Annotated in this window: 18 protein-coding genes; 8 read left to right on the forward strand and 10 right to left on the reverse strand. The window is 59.0% G+C overall.

The features are described from left to right. The first annotated feature begins 44 nt into the window (after positions 1-44). On the forward strand, positions 45-734 hold the full coding sequence (locus ACYZTK_RS12560; protein WP_462014723.1) for a hypothetical protein: 690 nt from the start codon (positions 45-47) through the stop codon (positions 732-734). 74 nt (positions 735-808) lie between these two features. Here ACYZTK_RS12560 and ACYZTK_RS12565 read toward each other — a convergent pair whose 3' ends face one another. Next, positions 809-2,878: an AsmA family protein gene (locus tag ACYZTK_RS12565; RefSeq protein ID WP_462014724.1), complete on the reverse strand. Its 2,070-nt coding sequence runs from the start codon at positions 2,876-2,878 to the stop codon at positions 809-811. 389 nt (positions 2,879-3,267) lie between these two features. Here ACYZTK_RS12565 and ACYZTK_RS12570 point away from each other — a divergent pair, with 389 nt between their 5' ends. From ACYZTK_RS12570 to ACYZTK_RS12600, 7 genes are all read left to right on the forward strand, one after another. After that, positions 3,268-3,738, forward strand: coding sequence for a hypothetical protein (locus ACYZTK_RS12570; RefSeq protein ID WP_462014725.1), 471 nt, complete (start codon positions 3,268-3,270; stop codon positions 3,736-3,738). 156 nt (positions 3,739-3,894) lie between these two features. After that, positions 3,895-4,527, forward strand: a complete 633-nt coding sequence (locus tag ACYZTK_RS12575; protein ID WP_462014726.1) for a TetR family transcriptional regulator — start codon at positions 3,895-3,897, stop codon at positions 4,525-4,527. 179 nt (positions 4,528-4,706) lie between these two features. Next, complete coding sequence (gene ureE, locus ACYZTK_RS12580) at positions 4,707-5,207, forward strand: urease accessory protein UreE (protein ID WP_462014727.1); 501 nt, start codon at positions 4,707-4,709, stop codon at positions 5,205-5,207. Next, positions 5,204-5,878, forward strand: a complete 675-nt coding sequence (locus ACYZTK_RS12585; protein WP_462014728.1) for an urease accessory protein UreF — start codon at positions 5,204-5,206, stop codon at positions 5,876-5,878. The genes ureE and ACYZTK_RS12585 overlap by 4 nt, the downstream gene beginning before the upstream one ends. Positions 5,879-5,887: 9 nt before the next feature. Continuing rightward, complete coding sequence (gene ureG / locus ACYZTK_RS12590) at positions 5,888-6,502, forward strand: urease accessory protein UreG (RefSeq protein ID WP_462014729.1); 615 nt, start codon at positions 5,888-5,890, stop codon at positions 6,500-6,502. A gap of 33 nt (positions 6,503-6,535) precedes the next feature. Then, entirely contained in the window at positions 6,536-7,108 is a 573-nt protein-coding gene (locus ACYZTK_RS12595; RefSeq protein ID WP_462014730.1) for a HupE/UreJ family protein, read from the forward strand. Positions 7,109-7,341: 233 nt separating this feature from the next. Further along, a complete protein-coding gene (locus tag ACYZTK_RS12600; protein WP_462014731.1) occupies positions 7,342-8,469 on the forward strand; it encodes an AGE family epimerase/isomerase in 1,128 nt (375 codons plus the stop codon). Positions 8,470-8,640: 171 nt separating this feature from the next. On the opposite strand, the gene ACYZTK_RS12605 is transcribed toward ACYZTK_RS12600, so the two are convergent. From ACYZTK_RS12605 to amaB, 9 genes are all read right to left on the reverse strand, one after another. Continuing rightward, positions 8,641-9,546: a cation diffusion facilitator family transporter gene (locus ACYZTK_RS12605; RefSeq protein ID WP_462014732.1), complete on the reverse strand. Its 906-nt coding sequence runs from the start codon at positions 9,544-9,546 to the stop codon at positions 8,641-8,643. Between the two features lie 120 nt (positions 9,547-9,666). Continuing rightward, the gene (locus ACYZTK_RS12610; protein WP_462014733.1) at positions 9,667-10,437 is read right to left on the reverse strand and encodes an SDR family oxidoreductase; all 771 of its coding nucleotides are present in this window, start codon (positions 10,435-10,437) and stop codon (positions 9,667-9,669) included. An 855-nt stretch (positions 10,438-11,292) separates the two neighbouring features. Then, positions 11,293-12,009, reverse strand: coding sequence for an ABC transporter ATP-binding protein (locus ACYZTK_RS12615; protein ID WP_462014734.1), 717 nt, complete (start codon positions 12,007-12,009; stop codon positions 11,293-11,295). Next, positions 12,006-12,878, reverse strand: coding sequence for an ABC transporter ATP-binding protein (locus tag ACYZTK_RS12620; RefSeq protein WP_462014735.1), 873 nt, complete (start codon positions 12,876-12,878; stop codon positions 12,006-12,008). Before ACYZTK_RS12620 ends, ACYZTK_RS12615 begins: the two co-directional genes overlap by 4 nt. Beyond that, positions 12,875-14,158 (reverse strand): high-affinity branched-chain amino acid ABC transporter permease LivM, encoded by a 1,284-nt coding sequence (gene livM, locus ACYZTK_RS12625; protein WP_462014736.1) that lies wholly within the window; start codon positions 14,156-14,158, stop codon positions 12,875-12,877. The genes ACYZTK_RS12620 and livM overlap by 4 nt, the downstream gene beginning before the upstream one ends. Before the next feature lie 3 nt (positions 14,159-14,161). Beyond that, positions 14,162-15,076, reverse strand: coding sequence for an ABC transporter permease subunit (locus ACYZTK_RS12630; protein WP_462014737.1), 915 nt, complete (start codon positions 15,074-15,076; stop codon positions 14,162-14,164). A gap of 239 nt (positions 15,077-15,315) precedes the next feature. Continuing rightward, positions 15,316-16,449: a branched-chain amino acid ABC transporter substrate-binding protein gene (locus ACYZTK_RS12635; RefSeq protein ID WP_462014738.1), complete on the reverse strand. Its 1,134-nt coding sequence runs from the start codon at positions 16,447-16,449 to the stop codon at positions 15,316-15,318. A 364-nt stretch (positions 16,450-16,813) separates the two neighbouring features. Further along, the gene (gene amaA, locus ACYZTK_RS12640; protein WP_462014739.1) at positions 16,814-18,097 is read right to left on the reverse strand and encodes an L-pipecolate oxidase; all 1,284 of its coding nucleotides are present in this window, start codon (positions 18,095-18,097) and stop codon (positions 16,814-16,816) included. A 135-nt stretch (positions 18,098-18,232) separates the two neighbouring features. After that, on the reverse strand, positions 18,233-19,723 hold the full coding sequence (gene amaB / locus ACYZTK_RS12645; protein ID WP_462014740.1) for an L-piperidine-6-carboxylate dehydrogenase: 1,491 nt from the start codon (positions 19,721-19,723) through the stop codon (positions 18,233-18,235). Between the last annotated feature and the right edge of the window lie 51 nt (positions 19,724-19,774).

Consider the following 19,774-nt stretch of genomic DNA (forward strand, 5'->3'; position numbering starts at 1 on the left):
CGATTCCGCCTTCTCCGAATCAGCGCCCAGCGCCGGACTTTTGTATGAACTCCATCCCGACCAAGCTATATACCCTCAGCGGAAACATTACCCTCCTGCTCGGCGACCGACCTGACGAAATAGAGCAAGACATACTCTATTCGATTCTTTATAGTCAACTACTAGCACAAAAAATTGGCAATGACCCTGAGTCAACATGGTCCAACTATGTCAACATTTTAGGCAACTTGAGCTGGACTGTAAAAACCCGTAAAGCATCACGACTAGAATTTAAAAAATCCAGCATCTTGAAAACCCTGCAACTGATTACTGAACAATCCGGATCCATTTATGAACAAGAAGCGCTCTCCAAAGCGTTTGATGAACTGCAAAACCTGCCGACTGACTCGCCAGTGACCCAGGCAATTATCGACAGGTTAAACCTCAACGAACTACGAACCAGCGCTGCCCCGCAGGAAACACAAGCCACCGCCCTCACTTTCACTGTAGTGCGGCAGAATAATACTCTTTTGACTGTGCAAATTAGCTTCGAGACTTCTGACGTCTTCGACACTGACACGTGGAGCCAATCGGAAATACGACCCATTAAAGATAAAAAAAACAACATTCGAGTGCTCGCGGCCAATTTTTTGGAAGAAAAGTACAGCGAAAGCCGAGAGGCGATTATCAAAAAACTGGGCAGGAAAATTGAAACTGAATTATTTCATGTTCAGAATGCGATACAGGAAAATTGACACACCCAACGTATTTTTATTAGCCGTTCTCGGACTGCAATCCGAGAACGACGATCCCTACTAGCAACGCAATATCAGCCCTTCACCGTCTTCGGCGCCTTACCTGCCTTCATCTGCTCCAGCAGCGGCGCACACTGATTCGGCTCTCCACCACTCGGAGCTATCAGCGCCAGCAAGCCTGCTGCGGGCGCCGCAATGACGCCCAAGGCGACCATCCCCGCACCGCGCAGCAACAGCGGTACAGCCTTCACACCTGCATCCGGCTTGATGAACTTGCCCCGCACATAGAGTGGTGAACGCAGGGAGATCAAGCGCCAGCCCTTCGATTCAGGGGTGATGGTCAGGTCCAATTGCTCGGTCGCCATGTTCGCCGTGCCATCGATATAGATGATCGCGTTCTCGGTGTCGAAGACGAACAGGCGGGTGGTTGCCAATCCGGTCTTGATGTCGAAGTCGGCAGCGGCGCAGTTGATCTTCACTTCCTTGTCGCCAAAGATCTTGCCCACTACATAGTTGCCCACGTTCAACCCGGCCAGCTCCATCAACTCGCGGCTGATGGCGCCATCGTTGATCAGCATTTTCAAATTGCCGTTGGAGGTCGCCAACAGCTTGGATACCGAATTACCACGACCAGTGATGTCCGCATCTCCATTGAGCTCACCAAAACTGGTTTTCATCGGCTCGAAAGTCGGGAACAGCTGCTTGAGCTTGAAGCCCCGCGCAGTCAGCTTTGCCTGGCCCTCAAGGGGGTTGGTGCGACCATTCAAGCGAATCATTGCATCCAGCTTGCCTCCCGCCACGCCGAATCGCAGGGGCTCCAGGCTGAGCACTCCATCAGTCAGCACCAGGTGGGTGTACAGGTCGTTGAACGGCAGCTTTTCGCTGTGGACGATGCGCTTGCCGGTGAATTCGACGTCGGCATCCATGTCGCGCCAGCGCTCGGTCTTGAACTCCTCGACCGGCAGCACCTTCTCCGTCGGCTGCTTGCTTTCGCCGCCGCGAACCTTTTGCTTGGCGTTGGAATCGGCGCCGATCAGCGGCGCGAGGTCGGCGAACAACAGCTGGTTGGAGACCAGCGCGCCACTGAGCTTGGGCCGGGGCTGACTGGCGACGTAGGCAAGGCTGCCATGAATATCGCTTTCGCCGATCTTGCCGTTGAACTCCTTATAGCGGAATACCGCCCCGCCCGGCTCATGCAGCTTGGCGATCAAGTGACCATCAGTGGCATAGGGTGGAGTGTCCGGCAGCGTGACCCCGGTCAATGGGTACAGGTTGCCCAAGCTCGCGCCTGCCAGCTTCAGGCGCAAATCCAGGGCGCCGAGGTTCAACGGATCGGTCAGGGTCCCGGCGAGTTCAACGCGAGTATCGGCAATCCTGACCTTGGCCTGCAGCGGGAATGGCCTGTTCGCATCCTGCAGCGCCAACAAACCGCCGATTTTGCCCTCGCCATCGAGTTGCTGCTGATGGTACTGACCTTTGACTTTGATCCCGAACGCGTAGTCCAGCGGCGCTGCGCCCTTGTCCTGCGCGGTCTTCGCCGCCTTGGCGCCGACGATATCGCTGTACGGGATCGGTTTTCCCAGCGGGTCGATCAGAACATCCAGTTGAGTCTTCAGGCTCTGGTCGTTGAGGGTGACGTGGCCCTTGTCAAAACCGATCGCGCCGATATCCACCACCCAGCTCGACGGCTCGGCGTTGGGATCTTTCGGGTCGAATTTGAATGTCCAGTTTGCACGGCCATCGGCCAGGCGCTGCAGGTCGGCATTGGGCTCGGTGAGGTCGATTCGCGGAATCACCACGCGCTGGGCCAGCAGGGCCAGGGGCGAGATGCGTAACTCGACACGCTTGAGCGTGACCATCTGCGGCTGCTTCGACCAGTCGGGGTTGCCCAGGCTCAGATCCTCGGCCACCACATGCGGCCATGGTACCCAGGCGCGCCAGCCACCTTCTTCGAGCTCGCGCCGCCAGACGACTGCCAGGTTGCCATTGATCGCGAACGGCCGATACAGCTCTTCAGACACCTTGGCATTGAGCTGGGGTTTGATCCGGTTCCAGTCGAAGAACACGATGATCAGGACCAACACTGCCAGCAGGACTATCAGGCTGGCGAGGGTCCAGGCAATTACTTTACGAGTGCGCGTCATTGCACAGGGCTCCTTGATACGACTGAGCGCCCTGACCGCGACGCACCTATGAAAACCGTAGGCCACAAACGACCTGCCATGACATCTACGACTGAAAATCGGCCCGCAGGTTTAACCGCAAAGCTGATTAATCCTCAAATAATCGGTGCGCGACAGACTGCCCCCTCGATAAGGCGTTACCGACACCGCACTTTTACGCGGCACGGGTGAGTCGAAAATACCCACCTCGGTGCAAAAACACCGCCCGGAAACGCCCGGTTTAGAGCCATTCCGCAGAACAATCAATTCCGTTGATTATTACCATTGCGTTTATGAACTTTTATATCGACTTATCGAGAGTAGCATTGCCCTCGTACCCACTTTATCGCCCTCCCAAGGAGCAACCCATCATGAAACGCCAATTACTTCTTAGCCTTACCCTTTCCATGCTGGCCAGCACCGCTTTCGCTCTGCCCGCTGCTGACCAGGCCACCCCACAGGTCAAAAGCAGCCAGTCAGTGTTCAGCCAGACCATCGCTGCCGACGGTTCCGACCGCACTCCACAGGGCCAGACCCTGGCCGAAGGTGGTAATGATCGCCTGAAAGAAAAGGGCTTGATCACCCAGGACGGTTCGGATCGCACTCCACAAGGCCAGACCCTCGCCGCTGACGGTTCCGATCGCACCCCACAAGGTCAAACCCTGGCCGCTGACGGTTCCGATCGCACTCCACAAGGTCAAACCCTGGCCGCTGACGGTTCCGATCGCACCCCACAAGGCCAGACCCTTGCTGCTGACGGTTCCGATCGCACTCCACAAGGCCAGACTCTTGCCGAAGGTGGTGGTGACCGTGTAATCGAACGCAACAGCGCCCTGAGCTGAGCCCATGGCGGCCTCGAAAAAAAGCCCAGTCTTCGGATTGGGCTTTTGACTTTCTGAAAGCAGAAAATCCCGCATTACCCCTCGATAGTCGTTCGACGCAGGCAAAGCCGATTTGCTAGAGTGCGTCGCTGTCCCTGTCCAGAAATATCCCCGCCGATGCTGCCCCGCGCCGAACAGAAACAACAGACCCGCAATGCCCTGATGGACGCTGCCCGCCACCTGATGGAATGCGGCCGAGGATTCGGCAGCCTGAGCCTGCGCGAAGTGGCGAAAACCGCTGGCATCGTGCCGACCGGCTTCTATCGGCATTTCGCCGATATGGATGAACTGGGCCTGGTGCTGGTCAGTGAAGTCGGCCAGACCTTCCGTGAAACCATCCGCCTGGTGCGCCACAACGAGTTCGTCATGGGCGGCATCATCGATGCGTCGGTGCGCATATTCCTCGATGTCGTGTCGGCCAATCGCTCACAGTTCCTGTTTCTCGCACGTGAGCAATACGGCGGTTCTTTGCCGGTGCGCCTGGCCATTGGCCGCTTGCGCGAAGACATCAGCTCCGATCTGGCGTCGGACCTGTCCTTGATGCCAAAACTGGCGCACCTGGACCTTGCCGACCTCCACGTCATGGCCGACCTGATCGTCAAAAGCGTATTTGCAACTCTGCCGGATATCATCGATCCGCCAGCCGAAGCGCTGCCCGATCACCTCACCCCGCAGGCGAAGATCACCCAGCAGCTGCGCTTTATTTTTATCGGGCTCAAGCACTGGCAAGGACTGGGCAGCACCGAATAACCCGCCTCGCTGAAGGCGCTTCAATATGGTGCGGCGATGAAAATGGCGCACCAGTATCATCCAAAATTGTCGTCACCCTAGGAAACTTCCTACGTATCTGACGGCTATTTCCTACACCGCGCCGATCTGGCAAGCCCCTTGCTCTAGCTTGAACACCGTTCATTGCTGGAAGCCTTTCGATGCTGGTGATTCATCGCAGAATCGACCCTCAACCCCTCTGGGCCGCCGAGTTGCACCTGACCTTCGAAGCCCGCAGCAAAAGCCGGCTGCGCTGTTTCAGTGCCGAGGCTGAAGATGTCGGGCTGTTCCTCGAACGCGGACAACCACCGCTGCATGATGGTGAATGCCTGCAGGCCGAGGACGGACGCATCGTGCGGGTGTGCGCGCGCCCGGAACAACTGCTGCACGTGACTTGCGCCAACGCTTTCGAACTGACTCGCGCGGCTTATCACTTGGGCAATCGACACGTTGCCCTGCAGATCGGCAATGGCTGGCTACGCCTGCTCGACGACTATGTGCTCAAGGCCATGCTCGAACAACTGGATGCCACGGTCGAGGCCATCGAAGCACCCTTTCAACCGGAACATGGTGCCTATGGCGGCGGCCACCATCACTCGCGCCATGGCGACGAAGATTTCAACTACCCGCCAAAACTGCACCAGTTTGGCGTGCGTATATGAACCCCGCCTGGGCGCTGCTGCGCCTGGCCAGTCCGCAGTTGCCGATTGGTGGCTACAGCTATTCCCAGGGCCTGGAAATGGCGGTGGAAAACGGCCGGGTCAGCGATCCGGACAGCGCCCGTCGCTGGATCAGCGACCAATTGCTGCTCAACCTGGCCCGTTTCGAGGCGCCGTTGTTGCTGGCGCATTGCGAGGCGGCTGCCGCAGAGAATTGGGGCGAATTGCTGCAACGCTGCGAGGAACACCGCGCCAGTCGGGAAACCCGCGAATTGCACCAGGAAAGTCGGCAGATGGGCTACTCCCTGCAGCAATTGCTCAACGGTTTGCCAGAGCTCGACGTGCCGGCTCGCGCTTTCCTGGCACAACGCCCCGAACCACACTTGGCCCTCGGCTGGGCGCTGGCTGCTCGCGCCTGGCAGATCAGTGCGCAAGATGCCCTGGCCGCCTGGTTATGGAGCTGGCTGGAGAACCAATTGGCGGTGCTGATGAAAACCCTGCCCCTTGGTCAACAAGCCGCCCAGCGTCTTACCAGCCAGTTGCTGCCATTGCTGCAGCAGGCCCAGCAGAACGCGACGCAGCGCGATCCCGAACATTTTGGCAGCGCCGCTTTCGGCCTGTCCCTGGCCTGCATGGCCCATGAGCGCCAGTACAGCCGTCTATTCCGTTCCTAGGAGAATCACATGAATGCACAACCCCTGCGCGTCGGCATCGGCGGCCCGGTCGGCTCCGGCAAAACCGCCTTGACCCTGGCGCTGTGCCTGGCCCTGCGCGATCGCTACAACCTGGCGGTGGTGACCAACGACATCTATACCCGCGAAGACGCCGATTTTCTGGTGCGTAACGAAGCGCTGGCACCGGAGCGCATCATCGGCGTGGAAACCGGGGGCTGCCCGCACACGGCGATCCGCGAGGACGCTTCGATCAATCTTGAAGCCGTGGACCAGTTGAACCGGCGCTTCCCCGGGCTGGACCTGATTCTGGTGGAGTCCGGCGGCGACAACCTGTCGGCGACCTTCAGCCCGGAGCTGTCCGACCTGACCATCTATGTGATCGACGTATCGGCCGGCGACAAGCTGCCACGCAAGGGTGGTCCGGGCATCTGCAAGTCCGATTTGCTGGTGATCAACAAGATCGACCTCGCGCCGCTGGTGGGCGCCTCCCTGACCTTGATGGACAGCGATACCACGCGCATGCGCAACGGCAAGCCGTTCGTCTTCAGCAACCAGAAAACCGGCCAGGGCCTGGAAGCAATCATCGCCTTCATCGAGCGCCAGGGCCTGCTGACGGCGGCCTGATCAAATCAATACTTCAACAAGGAAGCTTTATCCATGACACTCAAACGCATTCTCGGCGCCGTCGCGCTGCTGCTGACGCCCGCCATCGCCTTCGCCCACCCGGGACACGGCGATAATGGCTGGATCGCGGGGATCAGCCACCCGATCGGCGGCCTCGATCACTTGCTGGCGATGGTTGCGGTCGGGCTGTGGGCTGCGCAGCAGCAAGGCGCCGCGCGCTGGGCGCTGCCTTGCACCTTTGTCGGCACCATGCTGCTTGGCGGGGTGTTGGGCTTTGAAGGTCTGAATCTTCCGGCGCTGGAAAGCGGGATCGCGGCGTCGGTGTTGGCGTTGGGTCTGGCGGTAGCGCTGGCGGTTCGTCCGCCGTTGAGCATGGCGGTTGGTGCCACGGCGTTGTTCGCCTTGTTTCATGGCGTGGCACATGGTCTGGAATTGCCGGACATGTCCAGCCCATGGGCCTATGCGGCCGGGTTTGTGATGGCGACGGCGGCGTTGCATGCCGCGGGATATGCGCTGGTTAGGGTGATGCCGCAAGCGGCAGCGCCGCTGGTCAGATTGGCAGGTGCGGCTTCGGCGGTGACTGGGGGCTGGTTGCTGGCTGGCTGAGTTCTCTATTGCCTGGTCGGGCCTCATCGCGAGCAAGCTCAGCTCCCACAGGATTTGTGCCAGTGTGTGGGAGAAAGGCTTGCCCGCGATGGCGGCCTGGCCGAGACAAAATCAATATCTAGCCCGGACCCTGTGGGAGCCGGGCTTGCCCGCGATGAGGGCCTGACAGACACCACATCTCTCAGGCCTGCTAACATGTCGCGCACTCGACCCTGCCGTGACGACGCCAGCCAATGCCGCCTGTTTCCCGCTCCGCCCCCCAGCCAGAATTGACCGCACTGTTCGCCTCGGTGCAACAGCATTTCCAGGAAGTGATCGTGCCCCTGTGGCAGGGCCCCGGCTGGAACGCTGAACTGGAACTGCCCTACGAAGCCCTGGATGGCGAGCATGTTCCTCTGCCGCCCCAGCGCTATAGGGCCATGGCGTGTGCGCGACAGCTGTATCTGTTCTCGAGCCTGATGGGCCACGTGCGGGGTGCCGAAGAGCGCAGCGCGCAGCTATTCGATTCCCTGCAGCGGCACTTCCACGACGCCGAACACGGTGGCTGGTTCTACAGCATCGACCCGCACGGCGCGCCACTGGACCAGCGCAAGGATCTCTATACCCACGCTTTCATCCTGTTCGCCTGCGCGCACTACTGGGAAAAGGTCCATCAAACGTCAGTGGAATCAGTGCTCAGTTCCGTACTGGACGTCATCACCCAGCGCTTTGCCACGGACGACGGTCTGTATGAAGCCAGCCTTGAGCGCGACTGGTCATCGCTGAACAGTGGCGCCCTGCAGAATCCGCTGATGCACCTCGCCGAAGCATTTCTTGCCACTCTGTCGTTTCGATCTGCGCCTCGTGTCCAGGAACAGCTCGTCGAGTTATGCACAGCCATGCAGCGACACTTCATCGATCCGCAGCACGGTGTGCTGATGGAGAAACCGCTGGGAGCTGTGGATAACTGGTATGAACCGGGGCATCAGTTCGAGTGGTATTTCCTGCTGGAGTCTTCGTCACTGCTGCGCGGCTCAGAACTGCACGGCTCCCTTGAGCGCGCATTTGTCTACGCCGAGCAATCAGGGGTTGAGCAGTCGTCCCATGCCGTAAAAGCCATGCTCAACCTTGATGGCACTGCGAAGGACGCGACCCAACGAATCTGGGCCCAGGCGGAGTATCTGCGCGCGCTGACCCTGCGCCCGGATGCCGAAACCTCCGTGCACCTTCAGCTACTGGCATTGCAGCAGGACTTTCTCCATGGGGGGGGCTGGTACGAGTGTCGGGATGAACGGGGCGAAGTGAGTCGTAAGGACATGCCTTCGACCACGCCTTACCATCTGGCGACCTGTTACCGCGGGCTGGTCGAGTATTTGCGCTGACTGCCAGGACGCCATCGCGGGCAAGCCTTGCTCCCACAGAACTGGTGTACTGCTCATGATTCAGAATAGACACTGATCTGTGGGCCCCTAGGGCTGGTACATTGCACATGATTCAGAATCAACGCTGATCCTGTGGGAGCAAGGCTTGCCCGCGATGAGGCCCTCAGCCCATTAAGCTATCCACTTGCGGTCCCCGGTGAAGCTGATAGTCAGCCACCGCGCCGCGTCCGCCCTGCCCAGCTTCGCGGAAATTTCTTCGCGCAAGGCATCCAGTTGCCCGACATTCGCCAGTGGATAATCCGCTGGCAACACCACGTGGATCTCGATAAAACACGCCCGCCCGTGCTTCTGCACGTAGGAAATGTAGTCGTCGAATCCATGCTCTACCTTCGCCACCTCCATCACCTGGCGCACCTTGTCATCCAGTTTATCCGGCGCAATCCCCAGTACGTCACGCAACGCCGGGGCGAGGATCTTGAAGGCCGCCGGCAGCATGCTCAACGCCAGCACGATCAGGATCAACGGATCGACGTACACCGCCCACTCGTCATAACCCTGGGTCTTGAGCAGCAGCGCGATCAGGAAACTGACCAGCAAACCCACCGAGAGCATGGCGTCCACCAGCCAGCTGATGTTATCGAACTGGATCAGGGTGGACTTGAGCTTGCGATTGCGGTGCCGGACATAGAAGAAATAGGCGAATTCGACGACGGTAAATACTGCGGCGTAGATGATCACCAGGCCGAGCTCGATCTCACGCCCGCCATTGATGATGCCAAACACTCCGTTGAGAAAGGCGTAGATGGCGATCAGGAACAGGAAGCTGCCTTCGATCAGCAACACCATGGGTTCAAGGTGCCAGAAGCCGAACTGGAAACGCTCGTTGCTCTCCTTGGCGATCAGCTTGGCGGTGATGAGCATCAGAACCTTGATGAAGGTCGCGATCAACGAAAAAAAACCATCGAACAGGATGGATTGGGCACCCGAAACAAAACCGGTGACGATCCCGGCGATCGCCACGGCCAACATCAGAATGGTCGATTGTTTGAGCAGTGACTGCTCACCTCGGTTTGTCACCTGAACTCCTTTTTGAATGTGTATCGCCTGTCCCGGCCCCATCGCGCGCAAGCTTTGCTCCCACAGGTCAAACACAACCCTGTGGGAGCAAAGCTTGCGCGCGATGGCCGTAACCCGGTCTTAAGCCTTGCCACCATCGCGATGAATGGCAAACCCGGCCCAGGTCTGGCTCACCGGCATCAGCTCCAGGCTATTGATGTTGATATGCGCCGGCGCATTCAGCACCCAGAAAATGGTGTCGGCAATGTCCTGCGGCTGAATCGGCTCGGCGCCAGCATAAGTCGCGTTGTAACGCTCCTGGTCACCGGAGAAACGCACCAGCGAAAATTCGCTTTCACACAGGCCCGGCTCGATGTTGCTCACGCGCACACCAGTGCCCTGCAAGTCGCAACGCAGGTTCAGGGAGAACTGTTTGACAAAGGCCTTGGTCGCGCCATACACGTGGCTGCCCGGGTATGGATAATTTCCGGCGACGGAGCCCAGGTTGATGATCCCGGCGCCACGACCATGGGCGATCAGCCGAGGCAACAGCAGGCGCGTGCTGTACATCAGGCCCTTGATGTTGGTATCGACCATGGTGTCCCAGTCATCGAGATCACACTTGGGCGCCGGGTCGACGCCCAACGCCAGGCCCGCGTTGTTGATCAGGCCGCGCAGTTTGGCGAACGCTGGCGGCAGGTTGGCGATGGCGTCTTCCATGGCCTTGCGGTCACGTACATCAAGTACCAGGCCATGCACTTCAGTCTGCTTGGATAATTCGGCGCACAGGGCATCCAGGCGCTCTTCACGACGGCCGGTCAGCACCAGTTTCCAGCCAGCCTCGGCAAAACGACGGGCACAGGCTTCGCCAAAACCGGACGTGGCGCCGGTAATAAACAGGGTGTTGGACATCGTGTTCTCCTTGCTTCGGCTAATGAGCAGCCTGTGAAATAGAAAATCAGCAGGCAGCATGCCCGGCCTGGCCCACAGCGGCAACCACCGCAAACTGTGCAAAAAATGATCAGCAGCGGCAACGCCATACAGGCTGTGGCTCGCAGCCATGTACACGCAGGTTATCCACAAGCGGGCCCACAGTTTCCGGGGGCAAGTAAAAATGCTGGAAGCCGCTGTGTATAAGGCTTTGCGGGCAGCTAGCAAAGTTTTTTGCTTGACCCCCAAAGGCTGGCGTTGTAGCTCAAGGCATTTTGCACGATGGGTGGCTGTAATCGGCGATGGCTCCAAGCCAGTAACCACGGCCTTCAGCGCAGTCTTTCCAGAGTTTAACCACAGACTTATCCACAGGCTGCGCTGCGCAGTTTCAGTCGGGTTTCACCGCCAATAAAAAGGTTGACAAAGCCGGGCGGCAGGCCGGTAAAAATGCCTGATCAAAAAACAACCACAACCCCGAAAGCCACGTAATCAGAGGCTCTCAGCCAGCTACTCCCACGTTATTCACAGTCAGTTCCACAGCAAACGGGGACAAGTCAAAACTGTGACAAAACAACTATTTGCAGCGGCTTTATGTCGCGGTTTCAGAGCTCGTGAATATTGTTTTCCACAATTTCCCTTTAACTGACATCGCCGCTCTTGTAGGAGCTGCCGCAGGCTGCGATCTTTTGATTTTGATTTTGATTTTGATTCTTGTGAAACAAGATCAAAAGATCGCAGCCTCGTTTCACTCGACAGCTCCTACCAGTTCCTACAGGACTGCGCGGGCGAAAAAAAACGCCCTGATTTCGTCAGGGCGTTTTCATTTGACGCTAAGGTTTAGTGCCCACCCAGATAAGCGTTACGCACCTCCTCGTTCACCAGCAGCTCCTTGCCAGTGCCCGAGAGGCGAATCTCGCCGTTGACCATCACATACGCCCGGTCCGACAGTTTCAGCGCGTGGTTGGCGTTCTGCTCGACCAGAAAGATGGTCATGCCGGTACTCGCCAGTTCGCGCAGGGTCGAGAAGATCTGCTTCACCACGATCGGTGCCAGCCCCAGGCTCGGCTCATCAAGCAGCAGCAGCTTCGGCCGGCTCATCAGCGCACGCGCGATGGCGAGCATCTGTTGCTCGCCCCCGGACATGGTCATGGCGCGCTGGGTGCGACGTTCCTTGAGCCGTGGAAATAGCTCAAACATGCGCTGCATGTCTTCAGTGGCGTACTTGTCACCGATCGGAATGGTGCCCATCAGCAGGTTTTCCTCGACGGTCATGTCGGGGAACACGCGGCGGCCTTCCGGCGACTGCGCGATGCCATGGGACGCGATGTAATGGGAAGACTTGTGGGTAATGTCGACGCCCTGATAGATGATCTGCCCGTCAGCCGCGCGCGGCTGGCCGAAGATCGACATCAGCAGGGTCGACTTGCCGGCTCCGTTGGAGCCGATCAGGCTCACGGTTTCACCTTCGTTGATGTGCAGCGAGACTTTTTTCAGGGCCTGGATCGGCCCGTAGAACACGTCCAGCTCCTTCAGTTCGAGGATCGGTTGAGTCATACCAACTCCTCTTCATCAGCGCCCAGGTAGGCGGCAATCACTTTCGGATCGTGGCGAATCGCATCAGGTCCGCCCTCGGCAATGACGATGCCGTGGTCCAGCACTACGATGTGGTCGGAAATGCTCATAACCATGCCCATGTCGTGTTCAATCAGCACCACGGTCAGATCATGCTCGTCACGTAGCAGCCGGATCATCGCGCTCAGCGCTTCGGTTTCCTGAGGGTTGAGACCGGCGGCGGGTTCGTCGAGGCAGATGATCTGCGGCCGCGTACACATGGCCCGGGCTATTTCCAGACGACGTTGCTGCCCGTACGACAGCTCGCCGGCCAGGCGGTTGGCGCAGTCCACCAGGTCCACCACCTCCAGCCAGTAAAATGCGTGATCCAGGGCATCGCTTTCCGCCTTGCGGTAACCCTTGGTGTTGAGGATGCCCGCCAGCATGTTGCGATTGACCCACATATGCTGGGCCACCAGCAGGTTTTCCAGCACCGACATTTCCTTGAACAGGCGAATGTTCTGGAAAGTTCGCGCCAGCCCGGCACGGTTTACCAAGTGGGTGCCGCCGAACATCTTGTAATACATACGGCTGAGGAAGGATTTCGGTGAAACGAAGTCCGTGGGCTTGAACGATTCGCCCAGCAGCTGGATGACGTTGGTGTGCTGGCCACGTACGTTGAGCTCGATTTTGCCGCCCGACGCCTTGTAGAAGCCGGTCAGGCAGTTGAACACCGTGGTCTTGCCTGCGCCGTTGGGGCCGATCAGGGCGAAGATCGAGTTGCGGTGCACTTTCAGGCTGACATCGCTCAACGCCTTGATGCCGCCGAAGTGCATCATCAGTTTTTCGACCGAGAGAACGACTTCGCTCATGGCGCTACTCCTTTACGCGGCGTCACACCCGTACGACTGATCCGAATCAAACCACGCGGGCGCCAGATCATCATCAACACCATCAGGATGCCGAACAGCAGCACGCGATACTCGGCAAAGCCGCGCAGCAGCTCTGGCGCGACGGTCAGCACGAAGGCTGCAATCACCACACCGATGGTCGAGCCCATGCCACCGAGCACCACGATGGCGAGGATCAGTGCCGACTCGAAGAAGGTAAATGAAGTCGGGTTGACGAAGCCCTGGTAGGTGGCGAAGAACACCCCGGCCAGACCTGCAGTCGACGCACCAATGGTGAACGCCGAAAGCTTGACCAGTACGTGGTTCAGGCCCATCGAGCGACAGGCGATTTCATCTTCACGCAAGGCTTCCCAGGCGCGACCGACGGGCATCTTGACCAGCCGATGCTTGACGTACAACACGGCCAGTACCACCAGGAACAACACCGCATAGATGAAGTAGTACTTCACGTCCGGGTTGTAGGCGATGCCGAAGAACTCGTGGAACGGTACCCCGCCATCCTTCGCCCGCTTGCCGAACTCCAGGCCGAAGAACGTCGGCAGCGGAGCCGGCATGCCGTTGGGCCCGCCGGTCAGCGACAGCCAGTTATTGAGGATCAGGCGGATGATTTCACCGAAGCCCAGGGTCACGATGGCCAGGTAGTCACCGTGCAGTCGCAGCACCGGGAAGCCGAGGATGCAACCGGCCAGCCCCGCCGTAATCGCCGCCAGCGGCAGTACCGTCCAGAAACCCAACCCGAGGTATTGGTAACCGAGTGCCAGGCCGTAGGCGCCGATGGCATAGAACGCCACGTAACCCAGGTCAAGCAGGCCGGCCAGGCCGACCACGATGTTCAATCCAAGCCCGAGCAGGACATAGATCAAGCCAAGGATAACTACGCCCAGCAGGTAGGAGTTGGAGAAAAACGGAAACACCACGGCCACGACAATCAGAATCGGAATGATCCAGCGCAACCGCGATTTGTAGTCCGGCGGCAGCACGTGCACCCCCGAACCGGTGCTTTCGAAACCTTCGAGGATTTTCAGGCCCTTTGGCGTCTGGAGGAACAGGCTCAGGGCAAAGCGACCTGCCATGACGATCGCGACGATCCACGCCACGCGTTTGGGTTCAAGGTTGAAGCCATAGCCGTCGAGGACCACGCCGACAATCGGACCGAACACAATCAGGGCAACGAGGCCGGCAAGAATCGCGTCAACCAGGCTTCTTTTGAGATCAATGGTTTTTTTAGTGGTTGAAGACATCGCTTACACCTTCGACACAAGAGGACGGCCGAGCAGGCCTTGGGGCCGAAAGACCAGAACGATAACGAGCAGCGAGAAGCTGAAGACGTCTTTGTAGTCCGAGTTGACCAGGCCTGAGAACAGCGACTCGGAGATCCCGAGAATGATCCCGCCGAGCATCGCACCTGGCAGCGAGCCAATGCCGCCGAGTACCGCGGCGGTGAACGCCTTGATCCCGATGATGAAGCCGGCATAGAAGTCGAAGGTGCCGTAGTTCATGGTGATCAGCACGCCAGCCAGGGCCGCCATGGCTGCACCGATAATGAACACGTAGGAAATCACCCGATCGGTGTTGATCCCCAGGATCGAGGCCATCTTGCGGTCTTGCTGGGTCGCGCGGCACATGCGGCCGAGCTTGGTGTACTTGATGATGTAGGTCAGCAGGGCCATCCCGGCAAACGCTGCGACCAGAATGAAAACCTTGGTGTAGGTCAGTTGCACGAAACCTGTGCCGATATCGACACGCCAGGCTCCGGTGAGCAAGGTAGGCACCCCTTGTTGCTTGGCGCCCTGGGCGATCTGTGCGTAGTTTTGCAGGATCAGGGAGATGCCGATGGCGCTGATCAGCGGTGCCAGTCGGGTGGAGTTACGCAGGGGTTTGTAGGCAACGCGCTCGATGACCCAGCCGTACACCGCCGTGACGATGATGGTGAAGATCAGTGTACCGAGCATCAGAAGCGGGAAGGATTCAATACCGAAGTATGCCAGCAGAGCCAGACTGATCGCCGCGAGGTAAGCGGAAATCATGTAAACCTCGCCGTGGGCGAAGTTGATCATGCCAATGATGCCATAGACCATTGTGTAGCCGATGGCGATCAGGCCATAGACCGACCCGAGGGTCAGGCCGTTGACCAGTTGCTGCAGGAAAATACCATCCATAACGCAATCTCACGCAGTGAGAACCTGCACACCCGGGGTGTGCGGTTCTTCTAAGGAAAATACAGATATACGTGGGAGCAATGTCAGCCAGAATCAGCCGACACACCACCGCCCCCTGTAGGAGCGAGCCTGCTCGCGATAGCGGTTTAACATTCAACGAATGTGTTGCCTGTCAGTCCGTCATCGCGAGCAGGCTCGCTCCCACAGGAGAACTGTGGGTCAGCTGATCGTGTCAGCCCTTACTTCTGTTTTTCCAGCTGGTGGTATTTGCCGTCCTTGTCCCACTGGTAAACCACATAGTCGGAGACTTTCAGGTCGCCTTTGCTGTCCCAGGTCTTCTCGCCCATGACGGTCTTGACCGGGTTCTTCTTCAACCAGGCAGCAGCTTCTTCGCCCTTGTTCGACTTGGCGCCGTTGAAGGCTGCAGCCAGGGTCTGCACTGACGCGTAGGCGTACAGGGTGTAGCCCTCAGGCTCGGTACCGGCCTTGCGGAATGCATCCACTACCGCCTTGCTGTCTGGCAACATGCGCGGGTCGGCGCCGAAGGTCATCAGCACGCCATCAACGAATTGCGGACCGCCAGCGGTGGTGACCAGCTCGTCGGTAACGATGCCGTCATCGGACATGAACTTGACGTCTTTCAGACCTTGCTCACGCAGTTGGCGAACCAGAGGACCGGCTTCCGGATGCAGGCCACCGAAGTAGACGACATCGGCGCCAGCGCCGCGGATCTTGGTCACGATGGTGCTGAAGTCTTTTTCACCACGGGTCAGGCCTTCATACAGCACCGGGGTCACGCCGCGCTTGACCAGTTGAGCCTTGGTCGCGTCAGCCAGGCCTTGGCCGTAGGTGTCCTTGTCGTGCAGCACGACCACTTTCTTGCCCTTGAGCACGTCGACGATGTAATCGCCAGCGACGATGCCCTGCTGGTCGTCACGCCCGCACATACGGAACATCGCGCTCAGGCCGCGCTCGGTGACCTGCGGATTGGTGGAGCCTGGGGTGATTGCGATGATGCCCGCTTCGTCGTAGATCTCGGAGGCCGGGATGGTCGATGAGGAGCAGAAATGGCCGACCACGCCTGCCACTTTCTGGTTGGTCAGGTCCTTGGCGACCGTCACAGCCTGTTTCGGTTCGCAGGCGTCATCGCCCTTCACCAGGACGATTTTTTCCCCGTTGACGCCGCCCGCTGCGTTGACCGCGTCGGCGGCTGCCTGTGCACCCTTCATGTACTGCTCGCCAAATGCCGCGTTGGCGCCTGTCATGGGACCCGCCACACCGATTTTCACATCAGCCTGTGCAAACGCCGAAACACCCAGCGCAGCTGCCACTGCGAGGGCCAGAAAGCCTTTCTTGTAAAACGTCTGGGACATGAGGTGGTGCTCCAAGGTTTTTTTTAGTTGGCACTGCAACTTCACTGAATGCTCAGAGCAAGGGCCGTGCCATCGGTTTTTTATTCTTGAAAAAGTCGCTGAGTTATTGTTATTCCGACTGTTTTGAGCCCGACTTCATTGGGCGTGCAACCGTCTAAACCGCGAGAGGTAAAACCAAATATTTCTGAAGGCGCAACCCACGCGCGCCATCATTGCAACCGTAGCGCCAAACGACGTGCAACCAGCCTGTAACAACGTGCGTCACCGAACTGCACACCACTGGTGCGGGACTGCTACAACCCGCACCATTACAGGCTAGTCGCTGCTCGAAAAAGCGCCGCTTTTCAGTAACATCTTTCAACAATCAAATGACAATTCGCAGGCACTGACCCGCGTGATACAGCGAAAAGCCTGCTTCGTACAAGCAGCTACGCAACCCCACACCTGCCAGTGGTTGCATGGGCGCGAAGGGAATCGGCAACGCTTGAGGGTTTCCGTTGCACAGGTAATCGGCAAAGGCCTTGCCGACGACAGTTCCGGTAGTAACGCCCCGACCGTTATAGCCAGTGACTGCCACTATTCCGGGCGCTGGTTCGAACAGACGCATCAGATGGTCCGGGGTGAAGGCGATGCAACCCGTCCAGGTGCATTCCCATTCCACCGGCTTGAGGTAAGGAAAGTAGTGCTGCTGAACCCTGTCCGCCCAGGCCTTGAGAAACCACACCGGTTTCTGATTGCCGTTGCCCAGGCTGCCGAGCAGCAGTCGGCCGTCCTTGTCCCGGCGAATACTGCTGAGCACCTGGCGGGTGTCCCAGGAACCCTGGCCGCCGGGCAGAATCTGTTGCGCGGCTTCTTCGGTCAGCGGGACTGAGGCGACCTGGTAGTAGTAGCCGGGGAAAAAATTGCGTCGCAGTTCGGTCCAGTCGCCTTCGGTGTAGGCGTTGGAGGCGATGACCACTTGTTCGGCCAACACCGAACCCTGCGCGGTCTGCACTGACCATTTCTGGCCCTGGCGCTCCAGGCGAGTGACCGCGGAGTGATCGAAGACCTGACCACCAAGATCAGCGGCCGCCTTGGCCAGGCCCGAGGTGTAGGCCATTGGATTGAGGGTGCCGGCACGCCGATCCAGCAGCGCCGCGGCAATCTTTTTGGTGCCCGTGGCTTGTTCGCAGGCTTGGCCGGTCAACAACTCGACCGGTGCGCCGCGACGTTTCCATTGTTCTTCACGACTGCGCAGGTCGGCTTCGCCCCGACCGTTGTGCGCCATGTGCAACGTACCCTCGCGGCGCAACTGGCAATCGATGTTGTATTTGTCGACCAGGCTGAACACCAGGGCCGGAGCGCCACCGAGCATGCGATTTAGCTGGCTGCCAACCGCCTTGCCGAAACCGGCCTCGATCTCATCCGGAGGAATCCACATCCCGGCATTGACCAGGCCGACGTTGCGCCCGGAACCGCCGTGACCGGCCCGATGGGCTTCGAGTACACAAACTGTCTTGCCCTGTTCCAGCAGATGCACCGCCGCCGACAACCCGGTGAAGCCGGCGCCGATGACGCAGACATCAACCTTTACTTCGCCCTTGAGCGCCGTATTGTCAGGCCTTTGCGGCGTCAGTATTTCCCATAGACATTCTTCGCGTAGCGGCATTGCCAGACTCCAACAGAAACCTAACCAACACACCAAAAAGATCGCAGCCTTCGGCAGCTCCTACAAAACCGCAGCCAGGCACGATCCCGTAGGAGCTGCCGAAGGCTGCGATCTTTTCAAGCGACCACTATTCCGTCAGTCGAAAGTGATGCCCTGAGCCAACGGCAATTCCAGCGAATAGTTCACGGTATTGGTCTGGCGCCGCATGTAACCGCGCCACGCATCCGAGCCCGACTCGCGACCACCACCCGTCTCCTTCTCGCCACCAAACGCGCCGCCGATTTCCGCACCGCTCGGGCCGATGTTGACGTTGGCGATCCCGCAATCGCTGCCGATCGCCGACATGAACTGTTCAGCCTCGCGCACATCCGTGGTGAAGATGCACGAAGACAGGCCTTGTGGCACTGCGTTGTTCAGGCGCAGGGCTTCATCGAAATCCTTGTAACCCACCACGTAGAGAATCGGCGCGAAGGTTTCGCTGCACACCACATCGCTTTGCTCCGGCATCTCGACGATGGCGGGTGCCACGTAGTAGGCGTTCGGGTATTTATCTTCCAGCTGGCGCTTGCCGCCGAATACCCGACCACCCTCGCTCAGGGCCTGCTCCAGCGCATCCTGCATGTTTTCAAAGCTGTGCTTGTCGATCAGCGGTCCGATCAGGTTGCCTTCCAGCGGGTTGCCGATGCGCACTTTCGAGTACGCAGCCTTGAGGCGGGTGACGATTTCTTCTTTCACCGACTCATGGGCAATCAGGCGACGCAGGGTGGTGCAACGCTGGCCGGCGGTGCCGACGGCACTGAACAGGATCGCGCGCACAGCCATGTCCAGATCGGCGCTTGGGCCAAGGATCATCGCGTTGTTGCCGCCAAGTTCGAGAATGCTGCGAGCAAAGCGCGCCGCGATTTTCGGCGCCACTTCACGGCCCATGCGGGTACTGCCAGTGGCGCTGACCAACGCTACGCGCGGGTCATCGACCAGGGCTTCGCCCGCATCGCGACCACCAATGATCACCTGGCTCAAGTGCGGTGGCGCATCGCTGAAGTTTTTCAGCACTCGATCAAACAGCGCCTGGCACGCCAGGGCGGTCAGCGGCGTTTTCTCCGACGGTTTCCAGATCACCGGGTTACCGCAGACCAGCGCCAGCGTGGTGTTCCAGGCCCAGACGGCAACCGGAAAGTTGAAGGCGCTGATCACTCCGACGATGCCCAGCGGATGCCAGGTTTCGCGCATGTGGTGGCCAGGACGCTCGGAGGCGATGGTCAGGCCGTACAGCTGACGGGACAAGCCGACGGCGAAGTCGCAGATGTCGATCATTTCCTGAACTTCACCCAGGCCTTCCTGAGTGATCTTGCCCGCTTCCCAGGACACCAGCTCGCCGAGGTCTGCCTTGTATTCACGCAGGATATCGCCCAGCTGACGCACCAATTCGCCCCGGCGCGGTGCCGGGACCTTGCGCCACAACTCGAACGCATGATCTGCGCGACTGATGTGCTGCTCGACTTCAGCCGCGCCTTCCCAGTTGACGGCGGCGATCTGGCTGCCATCAATCGGCGAATGCACCGCCACTTTGCCATTCTGGTACAGGGCCGGGTTTACACCAAGACGATCAAGCAATGCGGCAACCATGGGTCACTCCTCAAGCAAAAGACAGGACGTGTGCAGCCGGAAAAATCACGG

Source organism: Pseudomonas sp. LB3P31 (genome assembly GCF_054897945.1).